This is a genomic window from Vagococcus acidifermentans (assembly GCF_003987655.1).
Taxonomy (GTDB): Bacteria; Bacillota; Bacilli; order Lactobacillales; family Vagococcaceae; genus Vagococcus_B; species Vagococcus_B acidifermentans.
This window is the reverse complement of the sequence record NZ_NGKC01000024.1, coordinates 1-25,734: the sequence shown is the minus strand read 5'-3', so window position 1 is coordinate 25,734 and position 25,734 is coordinate 1. Positions and strand designations below refer to the sequence as shown.

Below are 25,734 nucleotides of genomic sequence, written 5' to 3'. Positions count from 1 at the left end.
AGTCTTGTTGGACGATACCAGCCAGACCATCGATTCCCTTGCGTAAATCACAAAAGCCAGTCACGATATAGACCTGTTTGACAGCTGTCAAATCAAGAAGCATCGGTATTCAGCTCCTTTAACACTGCTTGAAGAATGTATTGATTGATGCCGTTATAGATCAATACCTCGCTGCCATCTTTGTGTCTTAACCGCACCGCAAGTCTCGCTGGACGCGGTGTTTTTTTGTCCGCACTTTTGACTTCTTCGATGAGTTGAATAGGGATTATTTCATTTTGTTTATGCAAATATGCCACCTCCATAGTTATTTGTTAGCTCAAGTTTACTTGGGGGTGGCAGCAGATGATAGATACTGTTTTATCAGGCGCTTACGATTCAACAATTGACTGATGGGAAAACGTTTATGTCTATCGCGATTCCGCAATTCTTTCCGACAGCTGACCAGAATGTTGAATTTTCGCTCATACTGGCAGACTACAACCAATTAGGATTGTCAGAAGGCTATTCTTATTGGGGCGAAGGACTTGCCGGGGCACAGCAGGCAGGAGTCGATCCGCTGCCTGAGCTGCCGGCTAAAGACCTGCCGGCACGATTGAATCAGGAAAAATGGAAAACAGAAATGACAGAAACGGTGTTAAAAGACGCCGTTGTCGCTCCGCTTAACTACATGGAGGAACTGGAAAGCGACATTGCCCCAGGATTAATCAATCTAGCGTGGCGTTCATCGGAGTTATCTGATGCAGAAACGGTTTCCCGGAAAGTTGAGTCATATTTGACAGACAGTCACGGGGAACATTATAGTTATCGCATTTATTCCCCTGAGGTAGATTTGAAAAACAGAACGTACAAAAGCAAGCTATCGATTCAAACGTTGAATAAAGCGGCGCTTTTGTTTCTGACGGTTTTTTTCATGGGAATGTTGGCTATTTTCAACTTGCAATTTGAGCACAGGAAAGAGGAATACGGCATTAGCCTAGCTTGCGGCGCACAGAACAAGCAGCTCTTTCTGGAAATCCTTTTAGAAATCCTGCTGCTGAATGGTTTGGGTACCTTATTAGGCTGTCTAGTCGGCAGCGTGCTGACGTATCGCCTTGATTTGGGTATCATGATCGGAACGATAGCAGTTCGAGCAGATTTCCGGACGATGGTACTGGCGATCGGGTTGTGCCTGTTGATTACGCTGATCGTTGTTGGCAGTGTGTTTGGAAAATTAAAAAATAAAAAAATCATAGCGCTGCTAAAAAATGTGTAAGAGAGGTGTCACAATGATTTTGCTGAAAGACATAAAGAAAACATACTATGGAAAAGAAGTTGAAACAAAGGTCCTCAAGGGAGTGGATTTGTCCGTTGCTAAAGGGGAATTCGTTTGTGTCTATGGCGCATCCGGCAGCGGAAAATCGACGCTGCTCAATCTGTTAGGACTTTTGGATGATCCGACAGATGGCCAGTATGAACTAGATGGCATCGATGTGAAAGGGTTAAGGCAGGACAGACTTGCCAAACTTAGAAATAAAAAAATCGGCTTCATATTTCAAGCCTATCATTTGATTCCTGAATTGAACGCATTGGAAAATATCGTCGTGCCATTAGGATATGCCGGAGTCGCCAAAAAGGAAAGAGAAAAACAAGCCCGACAGCTTCTGAATGAATTCAGTATGGCACAATTAGAAAAAAAGTATATCTCCCAACTGTCAGGCGGTGAGCAGCAGCGTATCGCGATATTGCGGGCAATCATTAACGGCCCGGATATTCTGCTGGCTGATGAGCCGACCGGGAATCTGGATCAGGAGAATTCAAAGATTGTGATGGCACTTCTGTCTCGCTTAAATAGGCAAGGGATGACTATTGTGATGGTCACTCATGATACAACGCTAGCCAAGTATGGTTCACGAGTGATTTATATGGCAGACGGTCACATATCAGAGAAGCCGACACGCTGATTTTTAGCTGTGGGCTGCAGTTCCTCAGTGCACACAAAACAAATGAAATGAACAAATCGTGGCACAGCAACTTATGGGACCGATAGAATTTTTCTATCGGTCCCATAAATTATAGCGCCGCTATAAACGATTGGCGTAACTGTTTCAGCCGTTATTTTTTCTCCGCTTAAATCAAGTAAATTCCTACCTGAAACGCCAAAAATATCCGTTATATAAAAAGGAATTTTAATCCCCGCAGTTTGCAGGACTTGGTGTGTCCTATTTTTCTTTTTATTACGAGACGCAATCCACTTTTTTAACCGACTTAGATTTTGAATAGGTTCTTCTGGAACAAAACTTCTAGGAATCAGATTCGCACGTAATAACTTAGCTATCCCACTGGCATCTTTCTTATCTGTTTTTTGCCCAGATATGGCTTTGATTTTATACGGATTAGCGAGTACTCACTCAAAGCTGCTTTGAAGAATGTGCCAAATCGATTTCCAATAAATGCCGGCACTTTCCATCGCCACTATTTTACAGTTGAAAGAGGTTAACCAGTCATGCAGTGCTAAGAGGTCTTTCGTGGTTGTTTCAAATTTTTACTACCTTCTTCGGTCTTGTGGAAGTTAACGAGCTATTCCAAACACAGGCAACCACATTGTTTCGGTGAACATCCAATCCTGCACAACATTCATAAATAATTTCCACTCGACAAGCGACATAGAGAGCTTGTTAAAATAGGTGCGACTTTTTCCCCTTCCATCACTATGATACTGCTTTCTTTCATTATTCAGGGGGAACGAGCGCAGCGCGTTCATGTATGCTTGACAAAGTGCCCTTTTTGAACGGCTAACATAGATGTTGCAAATTTATCAACTGTGTTATAATTAAGTATGGAAAGTGAGGTGTTGTCTGCTGACTGCGGACAGTTTATGGATGATAAATTATTTCAACGCATTAAGAAGTTAACTGAGATACAGAGTGTCAGCGGATTTGAAGAAAATATCCGTCATGTGATGACAGAAGAGCTGACGCCATTGGTTGACCGGGTCGAGTATGACGGCTTGGGCGGTGTCTTCGGCATTAAAGAAAATCAAGACCCCAATGCCCCGAGAATCATGCTGGCAGCCCATATGGATGAAATTGGTTTCATGCTTTCGCAAATATTGGAGAACGGCTTGTTCAGGGTCGTTCCGCTTGGCGGCTGGAACCCGTATGTCGTGTCGGCCCAGCGGTTTACGCTCCAAACGAGAAAAGGCGACTATCCGTGTATCTCCTCATCTGTCCCGCCGCATCTTTTGAGGGGCAAGGCAGGCGGACAGGCGAAGGTGGATGTGTCGGACATCTTGTTTGATGCCGGCTTCGAATCAAAAGAAGAAGCTGAGGCTTACGGCGTCCGCCCCGGAGACAGTATTGTTCCCCAAGCGGAAACGATTAAAACAGCCAATGACAAACACATTATCGGTAAAGCCTGGGATAACCGGTACGGGTGCGCGCTGGTGCTGGATGTGCTTGAGCGCCTGCAAGGGCAGAGCTTGCCGAATACATTGATTGCCGGGGCAAATGTGCAGGAGGAAGTCGGCTTGCGAGGCGCGCGTCCTTCCACACACAAATTCAAACCGGATTTGTTCTTTGCTGTCGATTGTTCACCCGCAGATGATATCGGAACGGACAAAGATACGTTCGGCCACTTAGGCAAAGGATTCCTGGTCAGGATTTTTGATCCGGGCATGATTATGTTGAAACGCATGCGTGATTATGTGGTGGATACTGCTGAGGCCAATGACATCCCTTACCAGTATTTTGTTTCTAAAGGCGGTACCGATGCAGGAGCCGCGCATTTGATGAATGACGGTGTGCCGAGTGCTGTTATCGGCTTGCCGGGACGCTACATCCACACACATCAGACAATGGTCAGGGTCTCCGATTATGAAGCTGCCCGTGACATGGTTCTGCAGTTGGTGACGACATTGGACCGAGCGGCTGCCGACCAGATTATTTATGGCAGGTGATTGCCGGTGATACGTCCCGAATCTTTAACGGAGCTGGCTGGTTATGTGGCAAAAGGCCGTCACGTTTTTGTCTTTACAGCCGACTGGTGCGGCGACTGCACAGTCATCAAGCCGTACTTGCCGGAGATTGAGGCCCGATTTCCCGATTACACATTTGTGGCAGTCGACCGTGACCGCTACCCGGTGGTCGCTCAGGAATGGGGAATTTTCGGTATCCCGAGTTTTGTCGTGACAGCAGACGGCAAAGAAATCGGCAGGCTGGTCAGTAAACAGCGAAAAACCAAAACGGAAATTATGGCATTTTTACAGTCATTGTAGAAAGAGGGTAAAGAAAATGGTTGAAGGACAAGAGTACAGCTCGATTCTAGTCGGTACTGACGGCAGTGAACAGGCGATGCAGGCATTTGAAAAAGCTGTGGCGGTCGCAAAGAGAAACAACGCGATGGTCATTGTTGCCCATGTGATTGAAAACCGCATGTATGGCAATATGACTTTTTCAACGGTGACAGCAGATATGGTGCAGGAAGAAACGGATCAGGCGAAACGTCTCCTTGAAGAATACAAAGAATATGCCGTCAAGGAACTGGGATACGATCAGGTGCAGACGGTTCTGGAATTCGGCTCGCCCAAGGTCCTGATGTCCGTCGACCTTCCCGAAACATACAATGTTGATTTGATTATGGTCGGGCAATCCGGACTCAATGCTGTGGAGCGTTTTGTCATGGGAAGCGTCAGCGACTACATTATCAGGAACGCCCCTTGCGATGTGCTGATTGTCAGACCGCTAGATGAGTAACCAGAGATAAAACAAGAAGTGAGCACTGTTTGTGCTTGCTTTCTTTATGTGAAAGGAACGAAGGAGAAGCAAATGATTTTTTGTTATAATAAAGCGCACGTTGGCGACTGCCTGATGATTATCACAGCGGATGACGGCGGACAGCCGCTGGACGTTGACAGCCGCGGCGATGTGACCCGGCTGACAGGAAAAAATTCAGGCGAAGTTGTCGGTTGGAATGTCTTTCATATATCCAAACATGTACCTGATTTGACCGGCAACGGGCAAATCGAGTTGTCAGATAAACAACTGAAAGCAGTGAATGATTTATTGAAGCAATCAGGATTTTCAGAGCAGCTGGCGGCGGATACGTCACCTAAACTGGTTGTGGGGTTTGTCAAAAGCTGCAAGAAACATCCTGACTCTGACCACCTCAGCATCACGCAGACAGAAGTGGACAACGGCGACGTGCTGCAAATTGTCTGCGGTGCGCCGAATATCAAGGCCGGACTGAAAGTGGTTGTCGCTAAACCGGGCGCCATGCTGCCGGACGGTACGATTATCTGGCCCGGCGTGCTCAGAGGGGTGGAGAGTTTCGGCATGATCTGCTCGGCCCGCGAACTGGGGCTGCCTGACGCACCGCAAAAGAAAGGAATTCTCGAATTGCCTTATGATGCGGCGGTAGGTGAACCGTTTGTACCCGCTATATGATAAATGTGTGAGAAGGACGAGTTATTTTCATTCCGGCAGCGGTAAATGATTGTAAGTTAGTCAGTTTTTTTGTAAAATGACCTTATGAGAAGGCGAAAAGGAGGATACCGTCCATGAGTCATACAGATGAAACACTGAGATTTGATTTTAATGAAAACAAGAAAAAAGAAGTGAGCGAAACATTGGCGATTGTCTATCAGGCGCTGCAGGAAAAAGGCTACAACCCGATTAACCAAATCGTGGGTTACCTGCTGTCTGGAGACCCGGCTTATATTCCGCGCTATCAGGATGCGAGAAACTTGATCCGGCGCCATGAACGAGACGAAATAATGGAAGAGTTGGTTAAAGAGTATTTAGCTAACCACGGCATTGATTTTCTATGAGAATCATGGGCTTGGATGTCGGTTCAAAAACAGTGGGGGTCGCAATCAGCGACCCCCTTGGCTGGACAGCTCAGGGCATCGAAATCATCAAAATCGACGAAGAACTGGGCGAGTTCGGTCTGGAGCGGGTGAAACAGCTGGCAGAGGAGTACCGTGTTGAAAAAATTGTGGTCGGGCTGCCTAAAAACATGAACAATACGATTGGTCCGCGTGCAGAAGCATCCCTCGCCTATGGCGACATGCTCAAGGAACAGCTGCAGCTGCCGGTTGATTTTCAAGATGAACGTCTGACGACCGTGCAGGCTGAACGCATGCTGGTGGAACAGGCAAACACGTCCCGCAGCAAACGGAAAAAAGTAATTGACAAGCTGGCGGCTGTGATGATACTTCAAAATTATCTCGACCGGGCAAACTAACAAACCGTGCTTTCCCAGCAACGGGAAACCGTTTGGACCAATTTTAAAAGAAAGAGGTTATTAACCGATGAGTAATGAACACACGCATGATCATGATCACCACGATCACGAGGATGATCTTATCACATTATTGGATGAAGACGGCAATGAAACACTGTTCAGAATCCATTTGACGATTGACGGGCAGGAGGAATTCGGCAAGGATTATGTCCTGCTGTACGATGCCAGCACACCAGAAGGCGAAGAAGTCGAACTGCTGGCCTATGCTTATGAACAGGCGGAGGGCGAAGCAGAAGGCAGATTGATGGAAATTGAAACAGAAGCCGAGTGGCAGATGATCGAAGAAGTGTTTAATACGTTTCAAGAAGAAGAATAAACAGCCTAAAAAGGCATCCTTTCCAATTTGGAGAAGGATGCCTTTTTTGTTTTGCCTGCAGCTGTCAAACACAAACTACTTTGTTTCCCGGGTGTCATCAATCACTTCACGCACCCTTAACAGCATTTCTTTGTCTCTGTCTACTTTCAATGCGTAAATCATGAACAGACTGTCAACGAGTGTGATTTGTGATACGAGGGACGACACCGCTTCAGGCCGGTACTTGGTTTCTTCTGAAAGGGAAATCAGCACAATGTCGCTTTTGGTCGCAAGCGGCGAGGCGGCATTGCTCGTAATAGCGACAATCGGTACCTCATGCTGATTCAAAATATCAACCAGCCGCAAAATATCTTTGTTGCGGCCCGTGTGCGACACAATCAAGGCGCAGTCCTTGCTGGTCAGTCTCCCGGCGTTCATCAGCTGCATGTGATAGTCTTGAGCGAATAAACAGAGCAGCGATGTCCTCATGAAGCGGTGATAGGCATTGAGCGTCACGACAGATGATCCCCCCAGCCCGAACAAACCGCACGTTTTCGCATTTTTCAGCGCGTCGGCGGCTTTTTCAAGGTCGGTGTCATTCAAAACAGATTTAGTGGCGGAAAGCGAATTGATACCCGTCGAGAAACTGTTTGACGCGATGTTCAGCGGCCGGTCGTCTTTATCCATGGAAAGAAAAAAATCGTCGACTTGCTGGGCATACAAATTTAAGTGCATGCGCAAATCTTGATAACTTTGAAAGCCGATTTTTTTTGAAAATCTGGAAATGGTTGCAATCGACGTGCCGGAAGCATCGGCCACCTCTTGAATGGACATTGAACTGGCAATTGCAAGGTGCTCTATGAGATAGTCGGCTACTTTTTTTTCAGTTTTACTTAACCCTTGATAATAACTTTTGACGATACTCGTAAATTTTAGACTCATAACCTCACTCCTACTCTCTACTGAGTTTATTTTACCAGACTAGCGGACAGTAAACAAAGAAAAACTTTTTCGTATAAATCATTGACTTTTGGAAAAGATTTCCATATAATGGATTTAAATATGAAAAGGAGGGATATCTTGAATATCGGTATGGTCGGTCTTGGGAAGATGGGATTGAATCTGGCCTTGAACCTTACCAGCAACGGCATTTCGGTGACAGGCTATGATTTGAACGAGTCTTCGACGGCGTTGGCAAAAGAAAAGGGTCTGGAGATTGCTGCTAATATTCATGAGTTGGTTCAATCGTTGCCGCAGCCAAGAATTTTATGGGTGATGGTGCCTGCAGGGGAAGCGACTAAGAATGTAGTGGAAGAACTGGGAGCTGAACTGGACAAGGCAGACATGGTGGTCGACGGCGGAAATTCTTTTTATGAAGATTCCATTGCAAATTACCGCATATTGAAGGAAAAAGGGATTTATTTCTTTGATTGCGGTACTTCCGGCGGGATGGAAGGAGCGTTATCTGGCGGAAACTTCATGATCGGGGGCGATGAAGCAGCCTTCAAACAACTTGAACCGGTCTTTGAGAAGATTGCGCAACCGGGCGGTTATTTGTACACCGGCAAAATTGGAAGCGGTCACTATTTGAAAATGGTTCACAACGGCATTGAATACGGCATGATGCAGGCGATTGGCGAAGGGTTCGATTTACTGGCGCACAGCCCGTATACGTATCAGAACGACAAGGTTGCGGCTTTGTGGAACAACGGCTCAGTCATCCGGTCTTGGCTGATGGAGCTGGCTGCGGAAGCCTTTGCTGATGACCCGCGTCTGGAAGGAATCAAAGGTACCATGTATTCATCCGGAGAAGGTCAATGGACTGTGGAAGAAGCGCTGAAACGGAAAGTGCCTGTCCCGGTGATAGCGACATCGCTGATGATGCGGTATCGGTCACTGGAGGAGGACACATTTACAGGAAAAGTGGTCGCCTCTTTGCGTAAAGGGTTTGGAGGTCACGAGGTCAAGAAATGATACGGCCGCAAGATTAGCGGCTATATGGAGGAAAAAGAGATGGAAGTAACAGTTTTTCAAGCGATGGCGATTGCGATTTGGATTGCATTGGTAATGTCCCGTTCTTTTCTAGGCGGAGCGACAACCACGCTGCGTTTTACACCGATGATGACCGGTTTAGTCGTCGGCATCGTGTTTGGCGATGTGAAAGAAGCCATGATTATCACTGCCGGTATCCAGCTGATTTACATGGGTGTGTTTTCACCGGGCGGTCAAATGCCTTCTGAACCGGCGATTGCAGCAGGGATTGCTGTCCCGGTCGCACTGCTCGGCGGCATGAAACCGGAAGCAGCAATCGGCGTAGCCGTACCAGTCGGATTATTAGGCTCTTATTTGTACCAATTCAGATTTTTTATCAACACGTTCGTGATGCAGAAGTTTACCGACAAGTACGCGCGGGAAGCAAATTCAAAAATGCTGACAGTGTCGATCGTACTTATCCCAATTTTGGTCGCATTTATAATTTTTGTACCATTTATGTTTATCGCATTGTACTATGGTGCACCGGTTATTGCAGATGTCGTACAGTCAAATTCAGGTAGCATTATTTTCCACATTTTGGAAGTTATCGGCGGCGGTTTGGCAGCAATCGGGATTGCGGTTACCGTGTATGTTATCGGGAAAAAGAATTACATTGTGTTCTTCCTGCTGGCTTATTTCATGGCAGTTGTCTTCAAGGACATGAACATCACGATGGTGACGTATGCCATAATCGGTACTTTGATTGCTATTATTTACGTGCTGGCTAAAAATGAAACACTCAGTCTTGTCCAATCTTCTGGAGGCGCAAGTGCAGATACGTCAATGATGGATGAAGACGACGATGATTATTAACCACAAAGGAGAGCAAGAAAATGAGTGAAATTGTTCAAACAAGTGTTGATTTGGAACCGGAAAAAGTAACGAAAAAAGATGTCGGGCTTGCATGGCTGCGCTTTTATTTTGTGAATGAAATCCCTCATTCGTTTGATAAATACATTGCGCCGTCGCTGATGTGGGCGCTCATGCCGATTTTGAAAAAATTATACAAAGACAAAGATGAATTAGCGGCTGCCTACCAGCGTCACCTGCTGTTCTTTAACACCCAGATTTCTTGGGGCGGCGGCACGATCACAGGGATCATGGCATCACTTGAGGTCGCCAGAGCACAAGAAGTGTATATGGAACAGCCAATCACAATCGATGATGATTTAATCTACAACACAAAGTCCGGGTTGATGGGTGCCTTGGCGGGTATCGGGGACTCAATTGATTCAGGGACTGTCCAGTATATCTTTATTGCCATCGCTTTACCGTGGGCGCAAGGCGGCAATCCTATCGGGGCGCTGTTCCCGTTTATCGCATTCTCACTGTATCAAGTGATTATCGGTTACTATTTTGCACAACTCGGCTTTAAACTCGGCCGGACTGCAGCCAGTGAAGTTGTCGGTACCAAAATGCAAGGGATCATTGATGCGTTATCTATTTTGGGATTGTTCATGATGGGTATCCTCGCGGCCAACTATGTCAAAGTGTCTTCTTCGCTGAATTTTAAGCTTTCAGGCAAAGAGTTCGTCATTCAAGACATTCTGGACAGTGTCATGCCGGGTATCCTGCCGCTTCTGACAGTGTTCGGTGTGTATTACTTCTTCACGAAGAAGGGGTTGAACGTCACCAGAGCACTAGTCGGTCTGACAGTCATTTTAGGTGTTTTAGCTGCATTCGGTATACTATAAAAGTTTAACTGGAGGAAAAAAAGATGGGTAAAGTAGTTCTGGCTAGAGTAGATGCACGGTTGATTCACGGTCAAGTGATGACCAGTTTGTCAAAATCCGCAGGTGCAAATGCTATTTTTGTGGCGGATAATGCGTCTGCACATGATCCATTTACAAAAAATATTATTCTTGGTGCCGGTTCACGGACAGGTATGAAAGTCAGAGTATTGAAGGAAGATGGCGCTGTCCGCTATTGGAACGACCGGCAGTATGATGATTACAACGTGATTTTGCTGACAAAAACAATTGAAACGATGGCGGATATCATCCGCGGCGGTGTTCCTATTAAAGAATTGAACCTGGGCGGTATCCCGCAGAAACCGGGTCTGACACCGATTATCAAAGAAGTGTCAATCAGTAAAGAACAATTGGAGATTTTGCAGGACTTAAGCGAAAACTATGGAGTCAACGTGTATTTCCAAGCGATTCCTTCTTCCAAAAAAGTCACACTGAAAGAAGCAATCAAGGAATTTGACTAAACGAGCGATTCGACAGGAGGGCGTAAAGTGATAGGTGTATTATTGGTCAGTCACGGCAAGATGGCTGACGGTATTAAAGACAGCATCAATCTGATTATGGGCGAAAGCGATAATCTTGAGACGTCATCACTGGTTGCCGGCCAGGGGTTTGACGAGTTTAAAGCAGATGTCGCCGCAAAAACAAAGCAGCTGGATGAAGGCGAAGGGGTGCTGGTGTTTGTCGATTTATTCGGCGCTTCCCCATATAATGCAGCGATGATGTCCTTTAAGGAATTGGAACAGTCCGGCACAGCGATCCGCGTGCTGACCGGCATGAATTTATCCATGATTCTTGAAGTGTTGGCCATGCGGACCGGCATGGATTTGGATCAGCTGGCAGATTTGGCGGTTGAAAGCGGATGCAACGGCATTCAAGAAACAACAGCGTCTGTTTCAAATGATGCGAGCGAAGAAGAAGAAGATGATTATTAATGATGAAAAAAATATTGGTGACGCCACGTTCATTTGCAAAGTATAATTATAGACAAGTAGCAGAGTTGTTTAAAAAGCATAATGTCGAAGCAGAATTTAATCCATACGGCCAGATAATGACTGAAGACCAGATGTCCGATCTCTTGTCGGATAAAGACGGCGTGATTGTCGGAGTGGACCCTCTTCACGAGGAAGTCCTCCGGCAGGCGCCTCAACTGAAAGCCATCGCCAAATACGGCGTGGGTGTCGACAATATCGATACCGGCTACACGGATGAACATGCCATTAAAGTGTCGCGCACGCTGAATGCTAATGCGGATGCTGTGGCAGATTACAGTTTTGCACTCCTGATGGCTGTTGCAAGGCGTGTGGTTGAAATCAATAACGGCTGTAAAGCCGGCGACTGGCAGAAAAAAATTGCGCTGGATATTTTTGAGAAAAAAATCGGTATACTGGGACTGGGCGCGATCGGCCGCGGTGTAGTCAAGCGCGCACAAGGGTTTGACATGTCGATTTATGCCTATGACATGTATCCGGATGAGGCATTCGTTGCACAAAACGATATCCGGCTGACCGATGTGGATACGATTATCCGCGAGTGCGACTTTATCAGTATCCATCTGCCTTTGACGCCGGACACCAAACACTTGCTGAATGCCGACAATCTCAAACAGGCCAAAAAAAATCTGATTATCGTCAACACCGCCCGCGGGGGAATCGTTGATGAAGAGACACTGTATCAGTTGTGTAAAGAAAACCGGATTTTCGGCGCCGGAATTGATGTGTTTGAGCAAGAGCCGCCTCAGCAGTCGAAACTTCTGGAACTTGAAAATGTTGTGATCGGTTCACATACGGCAGCGTCAACGGTTGGTGCGACTGAAAAAATGAGTTTGATGGCTGCTGAAAACATTATAAAAGATTTGGAGGATTAATGAATGAAACGACATGATTTGATGCAAAAGCTGGGTCAGGAAAAATTAGTCGCAGTCATTAGAGGCAGTAATGAAGAAGAAGTCATGCAGATAGTTGATGCGGTGCAAAAAGGCGGTATTCATCTGCTGGAAATTACCTTTACGATTCCGCGGGCGCAGGAGATTATTGCGAAACTTGCCGAAAAATATGCCGATGACGGGGAAGTGGTGATTGGTGCCGGGACTGTGTTGGATGTCACGACTGCCCGCCTTGCGATTTCCGCCGGTGCCAAGTTCGTGGTATCGCCGCACTTCGACAAAGAAATCATGAAACTGTGCAACAGCTACGGCATCCCTGTGTTCCCTGGTGCCACGACGGTGAAGGATATGCTGGAGTGTCTGCGCTACGGTGCGGAAGTTATTAAGCTGTTCCCGGGCGATACATTCGGTCCGACAGCCATCAAAAGCTTTAAAGGCCCGCTGCCGCAAGCTGAGTTTATGCCGACCGGCGGCGTCAGTATCGACAACCTGAGCGACTGGCTGGATAATGGGGCCTTCGCAGTCGGGACAGGCAGCAGTTTGACGAAAGGTGCCAAAACAGGCGATTTCGCTCAAGTAACAAAGGAGGCAGCCCGCTTTGTCGAGGCTGTAAGAGCATATGACAAAAAATAAACTGAAGATGTTCATTTTTGATATGGACGGTCTGTTGGTTGACACGGAAAAAACATATCGCGACGGCTGGTTTCAAGCGTTAAAAGAGCAGGGAATCGATGTGCCGGAAGAGGTTGTCCTCAGCTGGGTCGGTAAAGGCATCCATGAAACGACGGCTTATTTAACCGAGTATACCGGCAGCAGTGATGTCACTGAAACGTTGCGCCAGCTGCGCGAGGCATTTATTTACAGCGAATTGCGCAAAGGAAACATTTTGCCGAAGCCTTACGCGAAAGAAGTGCTGGAGACGGTCAAGTCGCACGGCTACCTGACCGGGCTGGCAACATCGACAGCCAAAAAACGTGCCGTTGATATTTTGACGGAATTAGAGCTGTTCGACTATATCGATGTGCCGGTTTTCGCCACCGATGTCGCACGGGTCAAACCGGCGCCTGACTTGTATCAAAAAGTGCTGGCGCTGTCGGGGCAGCAGTCGGAAAATGCGGTGGCGGTGGAAGATTCGATTACCGGGAGTCTCTCTGCTCAAGCAGCCGGACTGCCCACGATTTTAGTGCCGGATTCGAATTTCCAGTTGCAGGAATCGGCGATACCTGATAATGTCATGTTCAAGGCAGAAACGCTGCAAGCGGTGATTGACTGGCTGGCACAGTGCAGCTGCTGAGAGAGTGAGAAAAACGACCGGGAGAGTGTCAGATTTAATCTGGCCTCTCTTACTGCTTAAACGAAAGGCGTGAGGGAACCAGTGGCGGAAACGGAAGATTGGTTATTGAGATACGGTGTGATTTTAGGAAAACGGTATACTGAAAAACAGAAGAAAAAGTTTTTGCGTTCAGCCAGTAAGGAATTTCAAAGCATGGGGTACAATGTGGCTGTCACCCGCTCGGAAGTTTCAGTGCTAAAAACAGAGAAGAAGTCGTTTTACAATTTGTACGCAGGCGACTTGAAAAAGGCGGATGTCGTGTTTGCCACCTATTATGACACACCTGTCAAATCGTTTAATCTTTACCGTCAGGTAGCATTTCAAAACCACGTGCCCAGAATGGCTGCAACGGTTCATCTGTTTGTGCTGGTGGCGTTGATTGTACTGGCAGGCGCCTTATTTTATTACGGCCTGCTGCCAGGGATTTATAATAAAGGGCTGCTGAGTCTGCCGACGGTTGGGACCATTGCTTTGGCATTATTGTTTTTTTACCTCATCATGCACTTTCGCAGCGGTATCCCTAACCGGGTGAACATGACAAGAAACACATCCAGTTTGCTGGCCTTGCTGCAGACAGCGAACGAGTTGTCGAAAAAACAGCAAAAGCGGGTCGCTTTCGCATTGATTGACGGTGGTACCACGACGGATTACGGTAGCCGGATGCTCAAAGATGCCCTTGGAAGCAGCCGGGCACCGATTGTGTTTTTGGATTCAGTCGGAAATACCGGGCCGTTTCAGTGGTTCACCTCTAAAAAAATGACACTTCCAGCAGAAGACCAGCAGCATCCGCTAAGTGACGACCAAAAAGAATTAGGCGATATACTGCTGACAGCCGGGACTTATGCTGACGGTCAAGTGGTGATTGAACAGGCAAACAGTTCCAAAGACAAGCAGCTGGATGAACAAAAAGTCGCTTCTGCTGCTAAACGACTCAAGCACATTGCCGCTCAACTGATTCATTGAGCGGTAATGTGCTTTTGGTGTTAATAACTGTTGCCGGGCAGCAGTTTTTTTGCTTTTTCAGTATTGGCAAAATGCAGCTTGGCGTAGCGCCCTAGTAGTGCCGTGCCGCCCCGTTTTAAAATCCGGGCAGCGGTCAGGTCAGACTGTTTTCCTGCACCGGACGGCACGGAGAACCCGAGCTCGTTGCCGGCTGTGTCAAGTGCCTCGAGGAACCGGGTGCGGCAGATGATGGATGCTGCGGCAACAGACAGATGATACTGCTCGCCTTTCGTTGCAAAATACAAGTTGTCGGTTACCGGGTGTTTTTCTTTTTTCAAGTAGTTGCGGTAGTTGGCCTCCGGCGTGAACTGGTCGATTAAAATGGCATCCGGTTTGACAGGGGCGATTTTGTTCAAGAGCAGGTGAATCGCCTGATTGTGCAGGGCAACTTTCATGCGGTTGACATTATATTCAGGTTGAATCTGATTGTACTTTTCCGGTGTGACAATCAGCTCCTGATATGGGACGACGTGCACCAAATCAGACGCTATGCTGCGGATACTGCTGTCGGACAGCTCTTTGGAATCTTTAACGCCAAGTTCTTTCAGCAGCGGCATCTGCTCTTTTGTCACATAACAAGCGCAGACGACCACCGGACCGAAGTAGCTGCCGTTGCCGACCTCGTCGCTGCCGATGACGTTCCATGAGGCAAAGTTTTTCGGCAGCGGGGATTGTTTAGCAGCGGCAGCGGGTTTCTTTTCGGCTGTCCCCCATGTTTTAGCGATGCTTTCAGCGTTCAATCCTTGAAAAACGACTTTCCCGGATTGATACGCAGTAATCGTTACTCCGTCTACAGAGGCGGAAAAGACCGCATAGGCAGGTGTTTTTGGTTTTAATGCCGAGCGGTATGTTTGCTGCATGGCGCGGATTTTATCCGGCGGCAAGTTTAAAACAACAGTTTGCTTCATAATAACCTCGTCCATTTCTATTATCTCAACGTAGTATAACAGACAAATCATCTCCGGTGCAAAACCCAATTGATTTGCCCGGTATGATATTTTTTTATTTTGTCTGAAAAACTTGCTATACTGGTAATAGGACATAAAATGAAAGAAAGGTGACGGAGATGAAACTTTTTGTTCCGACGACGGATGGGTATTTGGCTGACAAGTATGCCAAATTTTCGCCGGAAGATTATCGCAAAGAAGACACACCGATTCGCTCTTTTCCAATCACGATTGAAGGACTGCCCGAAGAAACAAAAGCATTGGCACTGGATTTTATTGACTACGACTCGATTCCTGTTTGCGGCTTTGCCTGGATTCACTGGGTGATGGCCAATATTCCGGCGGAGATGACGGAGATTCCTGAAAATTTCAGCCAGACAGCGGAAACAGGGGTGCAAGGAATGTCCAGCTCCGGCTCAAAATTTGTCGGGAAAACCAGTCCGGATGTCATTTACCGCTACAATGGCCCGCAGCCGCCTGACCAAGACCATGATTACACGCTGACTGTCTATGCCCTGTCCGATACACTGCCTTTGGCAAACGGTTTTTACTTGAATGAGATGTATAAAGCAATGGACGGGAAAGTTTTGGCAAAAGCCAGTATTGTCCTGAAAGGACGCTCTTAAACAACCGACCAACATCCTGACATAAGATGTTGGTCTTTTAATATACTGAAATTGTAAATTCACAAGAAGTCCTTTATAATAAGTAATAGTTTAAATAAAACATGATGACATCAGTGCCTTGCACATTAATATAAAAGCGGAGGAAGTATTGTGACGCAAAAAAATAAACGATATAAAACAACGATTGGCGGAAAGCCTTACACGATTATCGGCAGTGAAGACAAACAGCACATGGATATTGTATCAAAATTGGCAAACGAGCAATTGGCAGAGATCATGTCCCAGTCAGCCACACTGACGGGGGAGCAGGCAGCAGTTTTGCTGGCAATCAACACCTTGTCCGAGCAGGTCAAACAACAGGAAAAAATCCTTGATTATGAAAAGCAGCTTGCCGAGATGGACGAGCTGAGGGAGAAGGCAGCCCGCGCCGAAGAACTGGAAAACCGGCTTGACAAGATTGAAAAGTTTGAAGAAAAAGCCCGCAAAGCCATGTTGGAAAACAACATCAAAATAGATGAGCAGGAAAGTCTAAACCATATTGAAGCGCAAAAGATGCTGAATCAGCAGGTGAAAGAAAAGATTCAGCAAAACCAGTCAGAAAAAAAGAGTTAAAAGAGACTAGAGAAAAGTTGGGAATTTGTCATGTTAACATTAGGGATTATTTGTATTTTAGCGGTAAATTTTTATATAGGTTTCAGACGGGGGCTGATGCTGCAGCTGATCTATACAGGCGGCTATTTGCTGACGTTTCTTGCGGCAAAATTCTTTTACCGGTCACTGGCCGCTCATCTGGAGCTGTTGATACCTTACCCGTCGCCACAGATGGATTCGTCGCTCGTGCTGTTTGACCAGTCCTTGCTGTTTGATTTGGACAAGTCGTTTTATGCAGCGGCGGCGTTTATCATCATACTGGTCATCGGCTGGCTGGTGACGAAGCTGTTTGGCGTACTCAGTTACGGGGTGACATTCATTCCGATACTGCGCACAGGGAATGCGCTGGCAGGCGGCGTGCTCAATGCGGCTGTCATGGTGATTGTGTTGTCGGTGCTTCTGACAGCGGTCGCAATGATACCTGTCGATGTCATTCAGCAGCAGTTTAAAAACAGTCTGCTGGCACGGCTGATGGTGGAACACACACCCATCATCTCGCACCTATTGAAGACGTGGTGGATTACAGATATTATTTCCTGACGGACGGCCTGGCTTTCGTTAAGGAACTATCTGCGACTGGAAAGGAAAAACGATTGAATCAGAAAATATTACACACATTAGAATTTCATAAAATCAAACAATTGCTGTTAGCGCATACGGCGACGGCGTTGGGAGAAGAAGAAGTCCGGCAGTTGGAGCCGCTCTCGCACAAAGAAGATGTCGAACAGCGGCTGCTGGAAACGGAAGACGGCTATACGATTTTGCGCCTGAAAGGCGGTATCCCTGTTCCCAAGCTGGCAAATATCCGTCCGCACATGAAACGGGTAGAAATCGGAGCCGTGCTGAACGGGCCGGAGCTGGCTCAAATCGGCAGAGTGCTTCAAGCAGTTGCTGAAGTGGGACGTTTTTTTGAGCAGCTGGCAGATGACGAGCTGTCGCTGCATCATGTCTATGACTGGTCTGACAAACTGGTCCATTTGCCGGAACTGACGAAAAAAATCCGGCTGTCTGTCGATGAAGACGGCAGCATCACTGACGAGGCCTCTGCACTGCTGAAGAGTATCCGTCAGACTATCCGCCGCTCCGAGCAGGGAATCCGCGAACAGCTGGACCAGATTATCCGCGGAAAACAAGCTCATCTGCTGAGCGATGCGATTGTCACGATGCGTAACGACCGCTACGTCATTCCTGTCAAAAGCGAGTACCGGAGTCAATTTGGCGGTGTCGTCCATGATCAGAGCGCCTCAGGGCAGACGGTCTTCGTCGAACCGAAGCAAGTGGTTGAATTGAACAATAAATTGCGCCAGCACCAGATTGCAGAGCGGCAGGAAATCGAGCGGATACTGGCGGAGCTTTCCAATGATTTGGAACCGCACCGCCATGATATATTGCAAAATGCCTTTGTCTTGGGCAAACTGGATGTCATTAATGCCAAAGCGCTGTTCGGCAAAGCCATGAAAGCTGTTGTGCCGACAGTCGATGCCGGCAATGCTGTCTATTTGAAGCAGGCAAGGCATCCGCTGATTCCGGCAGACCAAGTGGTGGCAAACGATATTCAAATTGGCCAAGACTACCAAGCGATAGTGATTACAGGTCCGAATACCGGCGGAAAAACCATCACGCTGAAAACACTGGGACTGTTGCAGCTGATGGGACAGGCCGGCTTGCCGATTCCGGCCGCATCGGACAGCCGTATCGGACTGTTCAATGATATTTTTGCAGACATCGGCGATGAACAGTCGATTGAGCAAAACCTGAGTACCTTTTCATCACATATGACGACCATCGTGGACATCCTTCGCCACATGGATGAACACAGCCTTATTTTATTTGATGAACTGGGAGCAGGCACAGACCCGCAGGAAGGGGCGGCACTGGCGATTGCCATTCTTGATGCCGTTGGCGAGCAGGGTGCGTATGTTGTGGCAACGACCCATTACCCAGAATTAAAAGTATACGGCTACAACCGTCCCGGTACCATCAATGCCAGCATGGAGTTTGATGTGGATACACTCAGTCCAACTTACCGGCTGTTGATTGGCGTGCCCGGGCGCAGTAATGCGTTTGATATATCCAAACGGCTGGGACTGGACGATGGGATTATCGGCCGTGCCCAGCAGCTGATTGACGGTGAAAGTCAGGATTTGAACGAAATGATTGCTGATTTGGAAAATCAGCGGAAAATGACAGAAACAGAATATTTGGAAGCACGGCACTATGTTGATGAAGCAGAAAAACTGTACCATGATTTAAGTGAAGCATACCAGCTGTTCTTTGAAGAACGCGAGCGGCAATTAGCCGACGCCAGACGCAAAGCAAATGAAGTAGTGGCGAAAGCGGAAGAAGAAGCCGACCAGCTGATCGGGGAAATCCGCCGGATGCAGCTGCGCGGCGGCCGGGAAGAAGTTGTCAAAGAGCATGAATTGATTGATGTCAAATCCAAGCTTGCCGGCTTGAAACAGGATGAAGGACATCTCAAGAAAAATAAAGTCCTGCAAAAATCTAAAGCGGACAAACAGCTCAAAGCCGGCGATGATGTGATGGTGGCGACTTATGGTCAGCGCGGCACGCTCATTGCAAAAAAAGGCAAGGATGCGTGGCAGGTACAGCTGGGTATCCTCAAACTGGTCGTACCGGCAAGCGACTTGACCCGCATCGAACCGGAAAAAGAACGGTCGGCGCCGGTCATGACGCTCCGCAGCACATCCGGCGGCTCCCGCCAGCCGGTATCCACTCAGCTGGACCTGAGAGGCAAACGCTATGACGAAGCAGTCAATGACGTCGACCAGTATTTGGATGCAGCGATACTTGCAGGCTATCCGCAAGTCACCATCGTGCACGGCCGAGGGACCGGCGCGCTGAAAAAAGGTGTTCAAGACTACTTGAAGCAGCACCGCAGCGTTAAAAAGTTTGAGTACGCCCCGCCAAATCAGGGGGGAGACGGCGCCACAATCGTGACATTCAAGTAACAGGCAGAATGTTAGGCATGCTAAAAAACCTTTGTTATAATAAAGCATGGAAAAAAATATTGGAGGTTATTATACATGGTACAAGCTGTTACTGATGCGAATTTTACTGAAGAAACAAGTGAAGGTTTAGTTTTAATCGATTTTTGGGCACCTTGGTGCGGACCTTGTCGTATGCAGGCTCCTATTTTAGACAGTCTGTCGACAGAATACCAGGACCGCGTGAAAATTGTGAAGCTGGATGTGGATGAAAATCCGGATACTGCTGCTGCGTTCGGTATTATGAGTATTCCAACACTATTGCTGAAAAAAGACGGCGAAGTCATCGGCAAGATGGTCGGCGTTCAACAAAAAGCACAATTGGAATCAGTGTTTAACCAATATCTATAAACAGTACAGTAAATGAAGATGACTTGGCTGACAAAGCCGGGTCATTTTTTTTTGCAGAAAATCAGGTGCTGATTCTGCAAGTGACTTTTTTCAAGAAACAGCCGTTCCATGCTATAATGAAACATGGCATTAACAGGGGGAAAAGGAATGAACGAACAGATCAAAAGCAAGCTTGCCTTACTGCCGGACCAGCCGGGGTGCTATATCATGAAAGATAGGGACGGCACAATTATTTATGTCGGCAAGGCGAAAGTATTGAAACAGCGTGTCCGCTCGTATTTTACCGGAAGCCACGACACGAAAACAGAACGGTTAATCAGCGAAATCGCTGATTTTGAATATATTGTCACAGAATCCAATATCGAAGCACTGCTGCTTGAAATAAACTTGATTCAAAAAAATCAGCCAAAATACAATATCATGCTGAAAGATGACAAGTCCTATCCGTTTATCAAAATCACCAATGAAAAATTTCCGCGTCTGTTGATTACACGGAAAGTCAAAAAGGATAAGGCGTGGTATTTTGGGCCGTACCCGGACGTGCGGGCAGCCAATGAAACGAAACGTCTGCTTGACAAACTCTATCCGCTCAGAAAATGCAAAGTGCTGCCGAAGGAGGTCTGTCTGTACTACCATATGGGCCAGTGTCTGGCGCCGTGTGTCTTTCCGGTAGAAGACGGTGTGTACGACCGGATGATTAAAGAAATCAAACACTTTTTAAGCGGCGGCTATCAGGAAATCCAGAATGAGTTGGTAGCCAAAATGAATGCCGCGTCCGAGCAGCTGGCATTTGAAAAAGCAGCAGAATACCGCGACCAGATCCAATCAATCCAAACAGTGATGACACGTCAAAAAATGACGCAAGCCGATTTTGTCGACCGTGATGTCTTCGGCTATGCGGTGGATAAAGGCTGGATGTGCGTACAGGTGTTTTTCGTCCGGCAGGGAAAACTGATTCAGCGTGATGTCTCGAGTTTTCCGTTTTACAACGAAGCTGAGGAAGACTTTCTGACGTTTGTCGGCCAATTTTATCAGGAGAACCAGCATTTTGTGCCGAAAGAAATTTTGATTCCGGAATCCATTGATAAAGCCAGCATCGAGGCACTCGTTAACACGAAAGTCACACAGCCGATGCGCGGCGAAAAAAAGAAGCTGGTAGCTCTGGCCGGCAAAAATGCCCAAGTCTATCTGACTGAGAAATTTGATTTAATCGAGCGTAAACAGGAACGGACAATCGGTGCCGTGGAAAAATTGGGGAATGCGCTGAACATCCCGACGCCTGTCAGGATTGAAGCCTTTGACAACTCCAATATCATGGGGACCGACCCTGTTTCCGCTATGGTCGTTTACATTGACGGCAAACCCGATAAAAAAGAATACCGGAAGTTTAAAATCAAGTCAGTGGACGGTCCGGATGATTATGCGTCCATGAGGGAAGTCATTTACAGGCGCTACTCAAGAGTGTTGAAAGAACAGCTGCCGCTGCCTGATTTGATTTTGATTGATGGCGGCAAAGGACAAGTACACGTGGCACGGGACGTATTGGAAAATCAGCTGGGCTTGGATATTCCGATTGCCGGACTGGCGAAAAATGACAAGCACCGCACCAGCGAGCTGCTGTTCGGCCCCGAGCTTGAAGTGGTCCCGCTCAAAAGAAATTCGGCTGAATTTTTCCTGCTGCAGCGTATTCAAGATGAAGTGCACCGTTTTGCAATCACGTTCCACCGGGAAACCCGCAGCAAATCGGCGTTCTCTTCCAAGTTGGACGGTATTGACGGTTTAGGGCCGAAACGCAAACGCCGACTGTTGAAGGCATTCAAATCAATAAAAAAAATTCAGGAAGCCACACACGAAGAACTGGTGGCTGCCGGTATGCCAAAACAGGTGGCAGAGAATATTATCAATCATTTCAGACAGGAAAAATGAGAATTTTTGTTGGAAAAGTCGTGGGTCAATGGTACAATTTAAGTTATCTTAAATGAAAAAACAGATGAAAGGCTCTTTATTATGAAACTTGTAACAACCTTGATATTAATCGCGGTCATTGTCTTGACGATGCTTTATTATTACCGCAAGGCATTTGTCTACCGGCATTCTGCCGATGGCCAGCAGATTCTGGCTAATGCCAGCCAGCTGACCATGAGTGCTTTTTTACTTGGGTTAGCGTTGATTTTATTTCAACTGAATACATTCGGCATTTCTCGAGGAAATTACATCAATTCGTTGTTGATATATGGTGCATTTGTCAGCACAGCCAATGCGGCAGGTGTCTGGTATTATGGCAGACACCTGCCTAAATCCAAGTAAAATGTCTGTCGGTTAGTTTAATGAAGCGAGTCGTATGAACTGAGTGTTGAAAGAATTTTTCTTTCAACACTTTTTTGTTTTGGCTACCTGTCTGCTATGTCATTGATGCCTGGCACGCTTGACTGGGATTGAGTACAGGGAAAGCCGCATGAGCGGACAGGCGGGATGGTAGGTTGCGCACAGAAAAACACTTTAACGTGCTGGTCTTGTTTAAAAAGACTGAAAGACATTGTATAATAAATCATCATTATTGATTGGCTGCGATATTCAAAAGGGAGTTGATATTATGCTGGAAATCAATTCTTTAAAGAGAGACGCCCGTTTTGATTGACACGATGTAAACCAATGATTTTTTAGAAAATTATCAGAAGTATGTAACACTGTATTCATCAATACGAAAGTGGGTACACACATGAAAAAAAACTGTTTATGGCGTTAATTTTATATTATGTGATTGAGTTTGTTCTGCAGAATTTATGCTATCGTTTGCTAATTGGAAAATGTGTGAATCCTTTTACCAATCAGATCTGATAAGCGGATGGAAATTGCCCGATGTTGTTTTACAGCGACTAGATTATGTTGCCAACTATATCGTCACCTGATATAGTTATACCGTCAGACGATATATCGGAACACGAAGGAACGAAGGGGTGTCATTGCAGAAACAAGGTGCGCTGACTGAAGGAGTGTACTATATTCTTCTGTCGCTGCAAGAACCGCTTCACGGGTACGGTGTTATGCAATGTATTGAAGAATTATCAGACGGACGTGTGACACTGGCGGCGGGCACACTTTACGGCGCTTTGGATTCGCTATTGGAAAAAGCTGGATTGTCATGGCAGCAGAGCAGCGGCTATTTGAGTAAGCGGACTTACTAAAGATTTGTGGTAAAAAAACGCTGGTATGGTATAATAAAAAACGATTATTATTTTGTAAGTAAATGAAAGAGAAGAGGTTTGTTATGTTAGAGGTGAAACAACTGTCTAAGCGGTTCGGTGCTGTGACAGCAGTCGATGATGTGACATTTCACATCCCGGACGGGAAAATCCTTGGGCTGATTGGGCAAAACGGCGCGGGAAAATCGACCACATTCCGGTTGATTTTGGATTTTATCGACAAAGATAAAGGTTCTGTGCTGTGGAACGGCAGCCCGCTTTCTGAAAAGGAGTATAACATTATCGGTTATTTGCCCGAAGAGCGCGGACTTTATCCAAAAGTCAGCATTGAAGATCAGCTGGTTTATTTTGGCAGACTAAGAGGCAAAAAGCGCAAAGACATCTTGCCGTTAATCGACAAATGGATGGATAAGTTTGAAGTCAAAGGCAAAAAAACAGACAAAGTCAAAACATTATCAAAAGGAAATCAGCAGAAAGTGCAATTGATTGCCACACTGATTCATGAACCGAAGCTGATTATTCTGGACGAACCGTTCAGCGGACTTGACCCGGTCAATGCCTCGCTGTTGAAAGACGGGATTTTGGAATTGAAGGACAGCGGCTCATGTGTCATTTTCTCCAGCCACAACATGGATAATGTGGAGCAGATTTGCGACCATTTAATCATGCTGAAAAACGGCAAAACGGTATTGGACGGACCGGTTTATGACATTCGCGAACAATTTGGACGTACGCGCCTGCAAATCGAGTCAGAACTGACGGCGGAAGAATTGAAAGCTGTGCCCGGAGTGATTCATATCGAAGAAAAATGGGAGAACGTCTTTAATCTGACGCTGTTCAATGAAGAAGTCGGACAGGCGATTTTTAAAAAAGCAGTTGAAAAACGTCATTACGTGCCGGTGTTCAACCAGCAGCCGCCGACACTGGAAGAGATTTTCCGCATGAAAGTGGGTGAAGAGGATGAATAAGTTTTGGGTAGTCGCACTTGAAACATTTAAGAAAAACGTCAAATCCGGCAGCTTCGTCATGATGATTTTGGCGCCGTTCTTATTAATCGGCATCTCGCTTGGCGGCGGGTATATCGGTTCGAAGTTTGAAAGCGTGGATACACTGGCTGTTGTTTCAGATAATCCGGCAGTCCGTGAACAATTTGTTGCACAAGCTAAAAATGATTTTGACTTGGACAAGAACATCGCGGATGAAAAAGCGGCTGAGGCGGCTTTAGAAAAAGAGGAGATTGACGGCTTTCTATCCATCACGCTGACGGGCAGTTCAGTGACAGGAAATTACATCGGCAACTCTTCCCTTCCACTGACAGATAAACAGCTGGTGCTAAGCTATTTAACACAGATTCAAATGGCACTGACGTCGCAAGATCTGAATTTGTCGGGGGACGACATCGGCCGTTTGATGTCACAGGCGGATTTTTCAGAACGTGAAGTCGAGTTTGTCGACGGCGTCATGAAGGATAAAGAAAGCAACCGTTTTGTCAATACGATTGTCGGCTTCTTCGTTTTGATGGCTATTTACATGATTGTTATTTTGTATTCATCCATCACTGCGCAGGAAGTGGCATCGGAGAAGGGCACACGTATCATGGAAGTTATTTTGTCCAGTACGACTGCCGCCAAACATTATTACGGAAAAATCATGGGTATCTTCTTAGTGATTTTGACTCAAGTTTTCGTTTATCTCATTGCCGGACTGATTGCCTATCTCTTTGTCCAAAATATGGATTTTGTGCAAAGTTTTCTGAAGGAAGTATCGCTTAAGGAACTGCTGCAAAGTGTCCTAGGCTACAACCTGCTGTATCTGCTGCTGGGCGTGGTCATTTACACCATTCTTTCTGCTTTTTCAGGGTCATTAGTGTCGAAAGCGGAAGATTCGGCAAAAGCAGTGACGCCGGTCACATATTTGATACTGATTGCATTTTTCCCGAGCATGATGCTGGGTATGTCGAATCCTCAGCACATTGTCTTGAAAGTGATGTCTTATGTTCCGTTCTTGTCGTCATTTGCAATGCCGATGAGATTGGGCGACGGTTCGGTGTCGAATCTCAGCGTGCTGATATCACTGGCAATCTTAATTGTCGCTATCGTCATCTTGCTGCGTGTCTCTGCTAAGATATACAAAGCGACTGTCTTGGTATACAGTGATAAGGGCATGTGGAAAACATTTATTGAAGGATTGAAATTTTCAAAATAAAAGGATTGTTGAAAGAGGGGCCGCCGCCTCTCTTTTTTTGTTCATGACTTTAGTCAGTTTCGCTCGCAAAGCGTGCGAAACAAAAAAACCGCGCGTTTCTACGCGTGGACGAAGTAGCTTTAGCGATAAAAAACTCCTTTCGATATACTGATAAGTGGCTACCAACCGCA

General features: G+C 46.6%; 32 protein-coding genes. 28 read left to right on the top strand and 4 right to left on the bottom strand.

Annotated features, from left to right (window positions below; genetic code table 11):
• Window positions 1–92: 92 nt before the first annotated feature.
• A complete protein-coding gene (locus CBF27_RS13685; protein WP_126815264.1) occupies window positions 93–287 on the bottom strand; it encodes a hypothetical protein in 195 nt (64 codons plus the stop codon).
• A 95-nt stretch (window positions 288–382) separates the two neighbouring features.
• Here CBF27_RS13685 and CBF27_RS13680 point away from each other — a divergent pair, with 95 nt between their 5' ends.
• Window positions 383–1,252: an FtsX-like permease family protein gene (locus CBF27_RS13680; RefSeq protein ID WP_211334674.1), complete on the top strand. Its 870-nt coding sequence runs from the start codon at window positions 383–385 to the stop codon at window positions 1,250–1,252.
• Between the two features lie 13 nt (window positions 1,253–1,265).
• Window positions 1,266–1,940, top strand: a complete 675-nt coding sequence (locus tag CBF27_RS13675; RefSeq protein ID WP_126815260.1) for an ABC transporter ATP-binding protein — start codon at window positions 1,266–1,268, stop codon at window positions 1,938–1,940.
• 71 nt (window positions 1,941–2,011) lie between these two features.
• Here the strand turns inward: CBF27_RS13675 and CBF27_RS14645 are convergent, their stop codons facing one another.
• A complete protein-coding gene (locus tag CBF27_RS14645; RefSeq protein WP_425469931.1) occupies window positions 2,012–2,362 on the bottom strand; it encodes a hypothetical protein in 351 nt (116 codons plus the stop codon).
• A gap of 492 nt (window positions 2,363–2,854) precedes the next feature.
• On the opposite strand from CBF27_RS14645, the gene pepA reads away from it, so the two are divergent.
• From pepA to CBF27_RS13640, 7 genes are all read left to right on the top strand, one after another.
• Window positions 2,855–3,934, top strand: coding sequence for a glutamyl aminopeptidase (gene pepA, locus CBF27_RS13670; RefSeq protein ID WP_126815258.1), 1,080 nt, complete (start codon window positions 2,855–2,857; stop codon window positions 3,932–3,934).
• Window positions 3,935–3,940: 6 nt separating this feature from the next.
• Window positions 3,941–4,252, top strand: a complete 312-nt coding sequence (locus CBF27_RS13665; protein ID WP_126815256.1) for a thioredoxin family protein — start codon at window positions 3,941–3,943, stop codon at window positions 4,250–4,252.
• 16 nt (window positions 4,253–4,268) lie between these two features.
• Window positions 4,269–4,730, top strand: coding sequence for a universal stress protein (locus CBF27_RS13660; RefSeq protein ID WP_126815254.1), 462 nt, complete (start codon window positions 4,269–4,271; stop codon window positions 4,728–4,730).
• A 72-nt stretch (window positions 4,731–4,802) separates the two neighbouring features.
• A complete protein-coding gene (gene ytpR, locus CBF27_RS13655) occupies window positions 4,803–5,420 on the top strand; it encodes a YtpR family tRNA-binding protein (protein ID WP_126815252.1) in 618 nt (205 codons plus the stop codon).
• Between the two features lie 113 nt (window positions 5,421–5,533).
• Window positions 5,534–5,803, top strand: a complete 270-nt coding sequence (locus CBF27_RS13650; RefSeq protein WP_126815246.1) for an IreB family regulatory phosphoprotein — start codon at window positions 5,534–5,536, stop codon at window positions 5,801–5,803.
• Window positions 5,800–6,219 (top strand): Holliday junction resolvase RuvX, encoded by a 420-nt coding sequence (gene ruvX, locus CBF27_RS13645; protein WP_126815244.1) that lies wholly within the window; start codon window positions 5,800–5,802, stop codon window positions 6,217–6,219. The genes CBF27_RS13650 and ruvX overlap by 4 nt, the downstream gene beginning before the upstream one ends.
• Before the next feature lie 67 nt (window positions 6,220–6,286).
• On the top strand, window positions 6,287–6,595 hold the full coding sequence (locus tag CBF27_RS13640) for a DUF1292 domain-containing protein (RefSeq protein ID WP_126815242.1): 309 nt from the start codon (window positions 6,287–6,289) through the stop codon (window positions 6,593–6,595).
• Between the two features lie 75 nt (window positions 6,596–6,670).
• On the opposite strand, the gene CBF27_RS13635 is transcribed toward CBF27_RS13640, so the two are convergent.
• Window positions 6,671–7,516, bottom strand: a complete 846-nt coding sequence (locus tag CBF27_RS13635; RefSeq protein WP_126815240.1) for a MurR/RpiR family transcriptional regulator — start codon at window positions 7,514–7,516, stop codon at window positions 6,671–6,673.
• Between the two features lie 138 nt (window positions 7,517–7,654).
• On the opposite strand from CBF27_RS13635, the gene gnd reads away from it, so the two are divergent.
• The 9 genes from gnd to CBF27_RS13590 all read left to right on the top strand — a co-directional run bounded on the left by gnd (window position 7,655) and on the right by CBF27_RS13590 (window position 14,537).
• Window positions 7,655–8,548 carry a phosphogluconate dehydrogenase (NAD(+)-dependent, decarboxylating) gene (gene gnd, locus CBF27_RS13630; protein ID WP_126815238.1) on the top strand — a complete coding sequence of 298 codons (894 nt, stop codon included), beginning with the start codon at window positions 7,655–7,657 and terminating at the stop codon, window positions 8,546–8,548.
• Between the two features lie 39 nt (window positions 8,549–8,587).
• Window positions 8,588–9,421, top strand: coding sequence for a PTS mannose/fructose/sorbose/N-acetylgalactosamine transporter subunit IIC (locus CBF27_RS13625; protein ID WP_126815236.1), 834 nt, complete (start codon window positions 8,588–8,590; stop codon window positions 9,419–9,421).
• A 20-nt stretch (window positions 9,422–9,441) separates the two neighbouring features.
• The gene (locus CBF27_RS13620) at window positions 9,442–10,302 is read left to right on the top strand and encodes a PTS system mannose/fructose/sorbose family transporter subunit IID (protein ID WP_126815233.1); all 861 of its coding nucleotides are present in this window, start codon (window positions 9,442–9,444) and stop codon (window positions 10,300–10,302) included.
• A 23-nt stretch (window positions 10,303–10,325) separates the two neighbouring features.
• Window positions 10,326–10,820, top strand: coding sequence for a PTS sugar transporter subunit IIB (locus CBF27_RS13615; RefSeq protein ID WP_126815231.1), 495 nt, complete (start codon window positions 10,326–10,328; stop codon window positions 10,818–10,820).
• A gap of 27 nt (window positions 10,821–10,847) precedes the next feature.
• Window positions 10,848–11,291, top strand: a complete 444-nt coding sequence (locus tag CBF27_RS13610) for a PTS sugar transporter subunit IIA (protein WP_126815229.1) — start codon at window positions 10,848–10,850, stop codon at window positions 11,289–11,291.
• The gene (locus CBF27_RS13605; RefSeq protein WP_245986116.1) at window positions 11,291–12,223 is read left to right on the top strand and encodes a phosphoglycerate dehydrogenase; all 933 of its coding nucleotides are present in this window, start codon (window positions 11,291–11,293) and stop codon (window positions 12,221–12,223) included. Before CBF27_RS13610 ends, CBF27_RS13605 begins: the two co-directional genes overlap by 1 nt.
• Window positions 12,224–12,226: 3 nt before the next feature.
• Entirely contained in the window at window positions 12,227–12,874 is a 648-nt protein-coding gene (locus CBF27_RS13600) for a bifunctional 2-keto-4-hydroxyglutarate aldolase/2-keto-3-deoxy-6-phosphogluconate aldolase (RefSeq protein ID WP_126815227.1), read from the top strand.
• Complete coding sequence (locus tag CBF27_RS13595; RefSeq protein WP_126815225.1) at window positions 12,861–13,535, top strand: HAD family hydrolase; 675 nt, start codon at window positions 12,861–12,863, stop codon at window positions 13,533–13,535. Before CBF27_RS13600 ends, CBF27_RS13595 begins: the two co-directional genes overlap by 14 nt.
• A 69-nt stretch (window positions 13,536–13,604) precedes the next feature.
• Complete coding sequence (locus CBF27_RS13590) at window positions 13,605–14,537, top strand: hypothetical protein (RefSeq protein ID WP_148112310.1); 933 nt, start codon at window positions 13,605–13,607, stop codon at window positions 14,535–14,537.
• Between the two features lie 20 nt (window positions 14,538–14,557).
• Here the strand turns inward: CBF27_RS13590 and rnhC are convergent, their stop codons facing one another.
• Entirely contained in the window at window positions 14,558–15,484 is a 927-nt protein-coding gene (gene rnhC, locus CBF27_RS13585; protein WP_126815221.1) for a ribonuclease HIII, read from the bottom strand.
• A gap of 158 nt (window positions 15,485–15,642) precedes the next feature.
• Between rnhC and CBF27_RS13580 the strand changes: the two genes are divergently transcribed.
• The 10 genes from CBF27_RS13580 to CBF27_RS13535 all read left to right on the top strand — a co-directional run bounded on the left by CBF27_RS13580 (window position 15,643) and on the right by CBF27_RS13535 (window position 25,564).
• Window positions 15,643–16,149 (top strand): YbhB/YbcL family Raf kinase inhibitor-like protein, encoded by a 507-nt coding sequence (locus tag CBF27_RS13580; RefSeq protein WP_126815219.1) that lies wholly within the window; start codon window positions 15,643–15,645, stop codon window positions 16,147–16,149.
• A 150-nt stretch (window positions 16,150–16,299) separates the two neighbouring features.
• A complete protein-coding gene (locus tag CBF27_RS13575; protein WP_126815217.1) occupies window positions 16,300–16,761 on the top strand; it encodes a cell division protein ZapA in 462 nt (153 codons plus the stop codon).
• Window positions 16,762–16,791: 30 nt separating this feature from the next.
• On the top strand, window positions 16,792–17,340 hold the full coding sequence (locus CBF27_RS13570) for a CvpA family protein (RefSeq protein ID WP_126815215.1): 549 nt from the start codon (window positions 16,792–16,794) through the stop codon (window positions 17,338–17,340).
• A gap of 53 nt (window positions 17,341–17,393) precedes the next feature.
• Window positions 17,394–19,769, top strand: a complete 2,376-nt coding sequence (locus CBF27_RS13565) for an endonuclease MutS2 (protein WP_126815213.1) — start codon at window positions 17,394–17,396, stop codon at window positions 19,767–19,769.
• 75 nt (window positions 19,770–19,844) lie between these two features.
• A complete protein-coding gene (gene trxA / locus CBF27_RS13560; protein WP_126815211.1) occupies window positions 19,845–20,156 on the top strand; it encodes a thioredoxin in 312 nt (103 codons plus the stop codon).
• A gap of 147 nt (window positions 20,157–20,303) precedes the next feature.
• Complete coding sequence (uvrC, locus tag CBF27_RS13555; protein WP_126815209.1) at window positions 20,304–22,082, top strand: excinuclease ABC subunit UvrC; 1,779 nt, start codon at window positions 20,304–20,306, stop codon at window positions 22,080–22,082.
• Between the two features lie 81 nt (window positions 22,083–22,163).
• The gene (locus tag CBF27_RS13550) at window positions 22,164–22,463 is read left to right on the top strand and encodes a hypothetical protein (protein WP_126815207.1); all 300 of its coding nucleotides are present in this window, start codon (window positions 22,164–22,166) and stop codon (window positions 22,461–22,463) included.
• A gap of 650 nt (window positions 22,464–23,113) precedes the next feature.
• Window positions 23,114–23,341, top strand: a complete 228-nt coding sequence (locus CBF27_RS13545) for a PadR family transcriptional regulator (RefSeq protein ID WP_126815205.1) — start codon at window positions 23,114–23,116, stop codon at window positions 23,339–23,341.
• Between the two features lie 83 nt (window positions 23,342–23,424).
• The gene (locus CBF27_RS13540) at window positions 23,425–24,327 is read left to right on the top strand and encodes an ABC transporter ATP-binding protein (RefSeq protein WP_126815202.1); all 903 of its coding nucleotides are present in this window, start codon (window positions 23,425–23,427) and stop codon (window positions 24,325–24,327) included.
• On the top strand, window positions 24,320–25,564 hold the full coding sequence (locus CBF27_RS13535) for an ABC transporter permease (protein ID WP_126815200.1): 1,245 nt from the start codon (window positions 24,320–24,322) through the stop codon (window positions 25,562–25,564). Before CBF27_RS13540 ends, CBF27_RS13535 begins: the two co-directional genes overlap by 8 nt.
• Window positions 25,565–25,734: the final 170 nt, after the last annotated feature.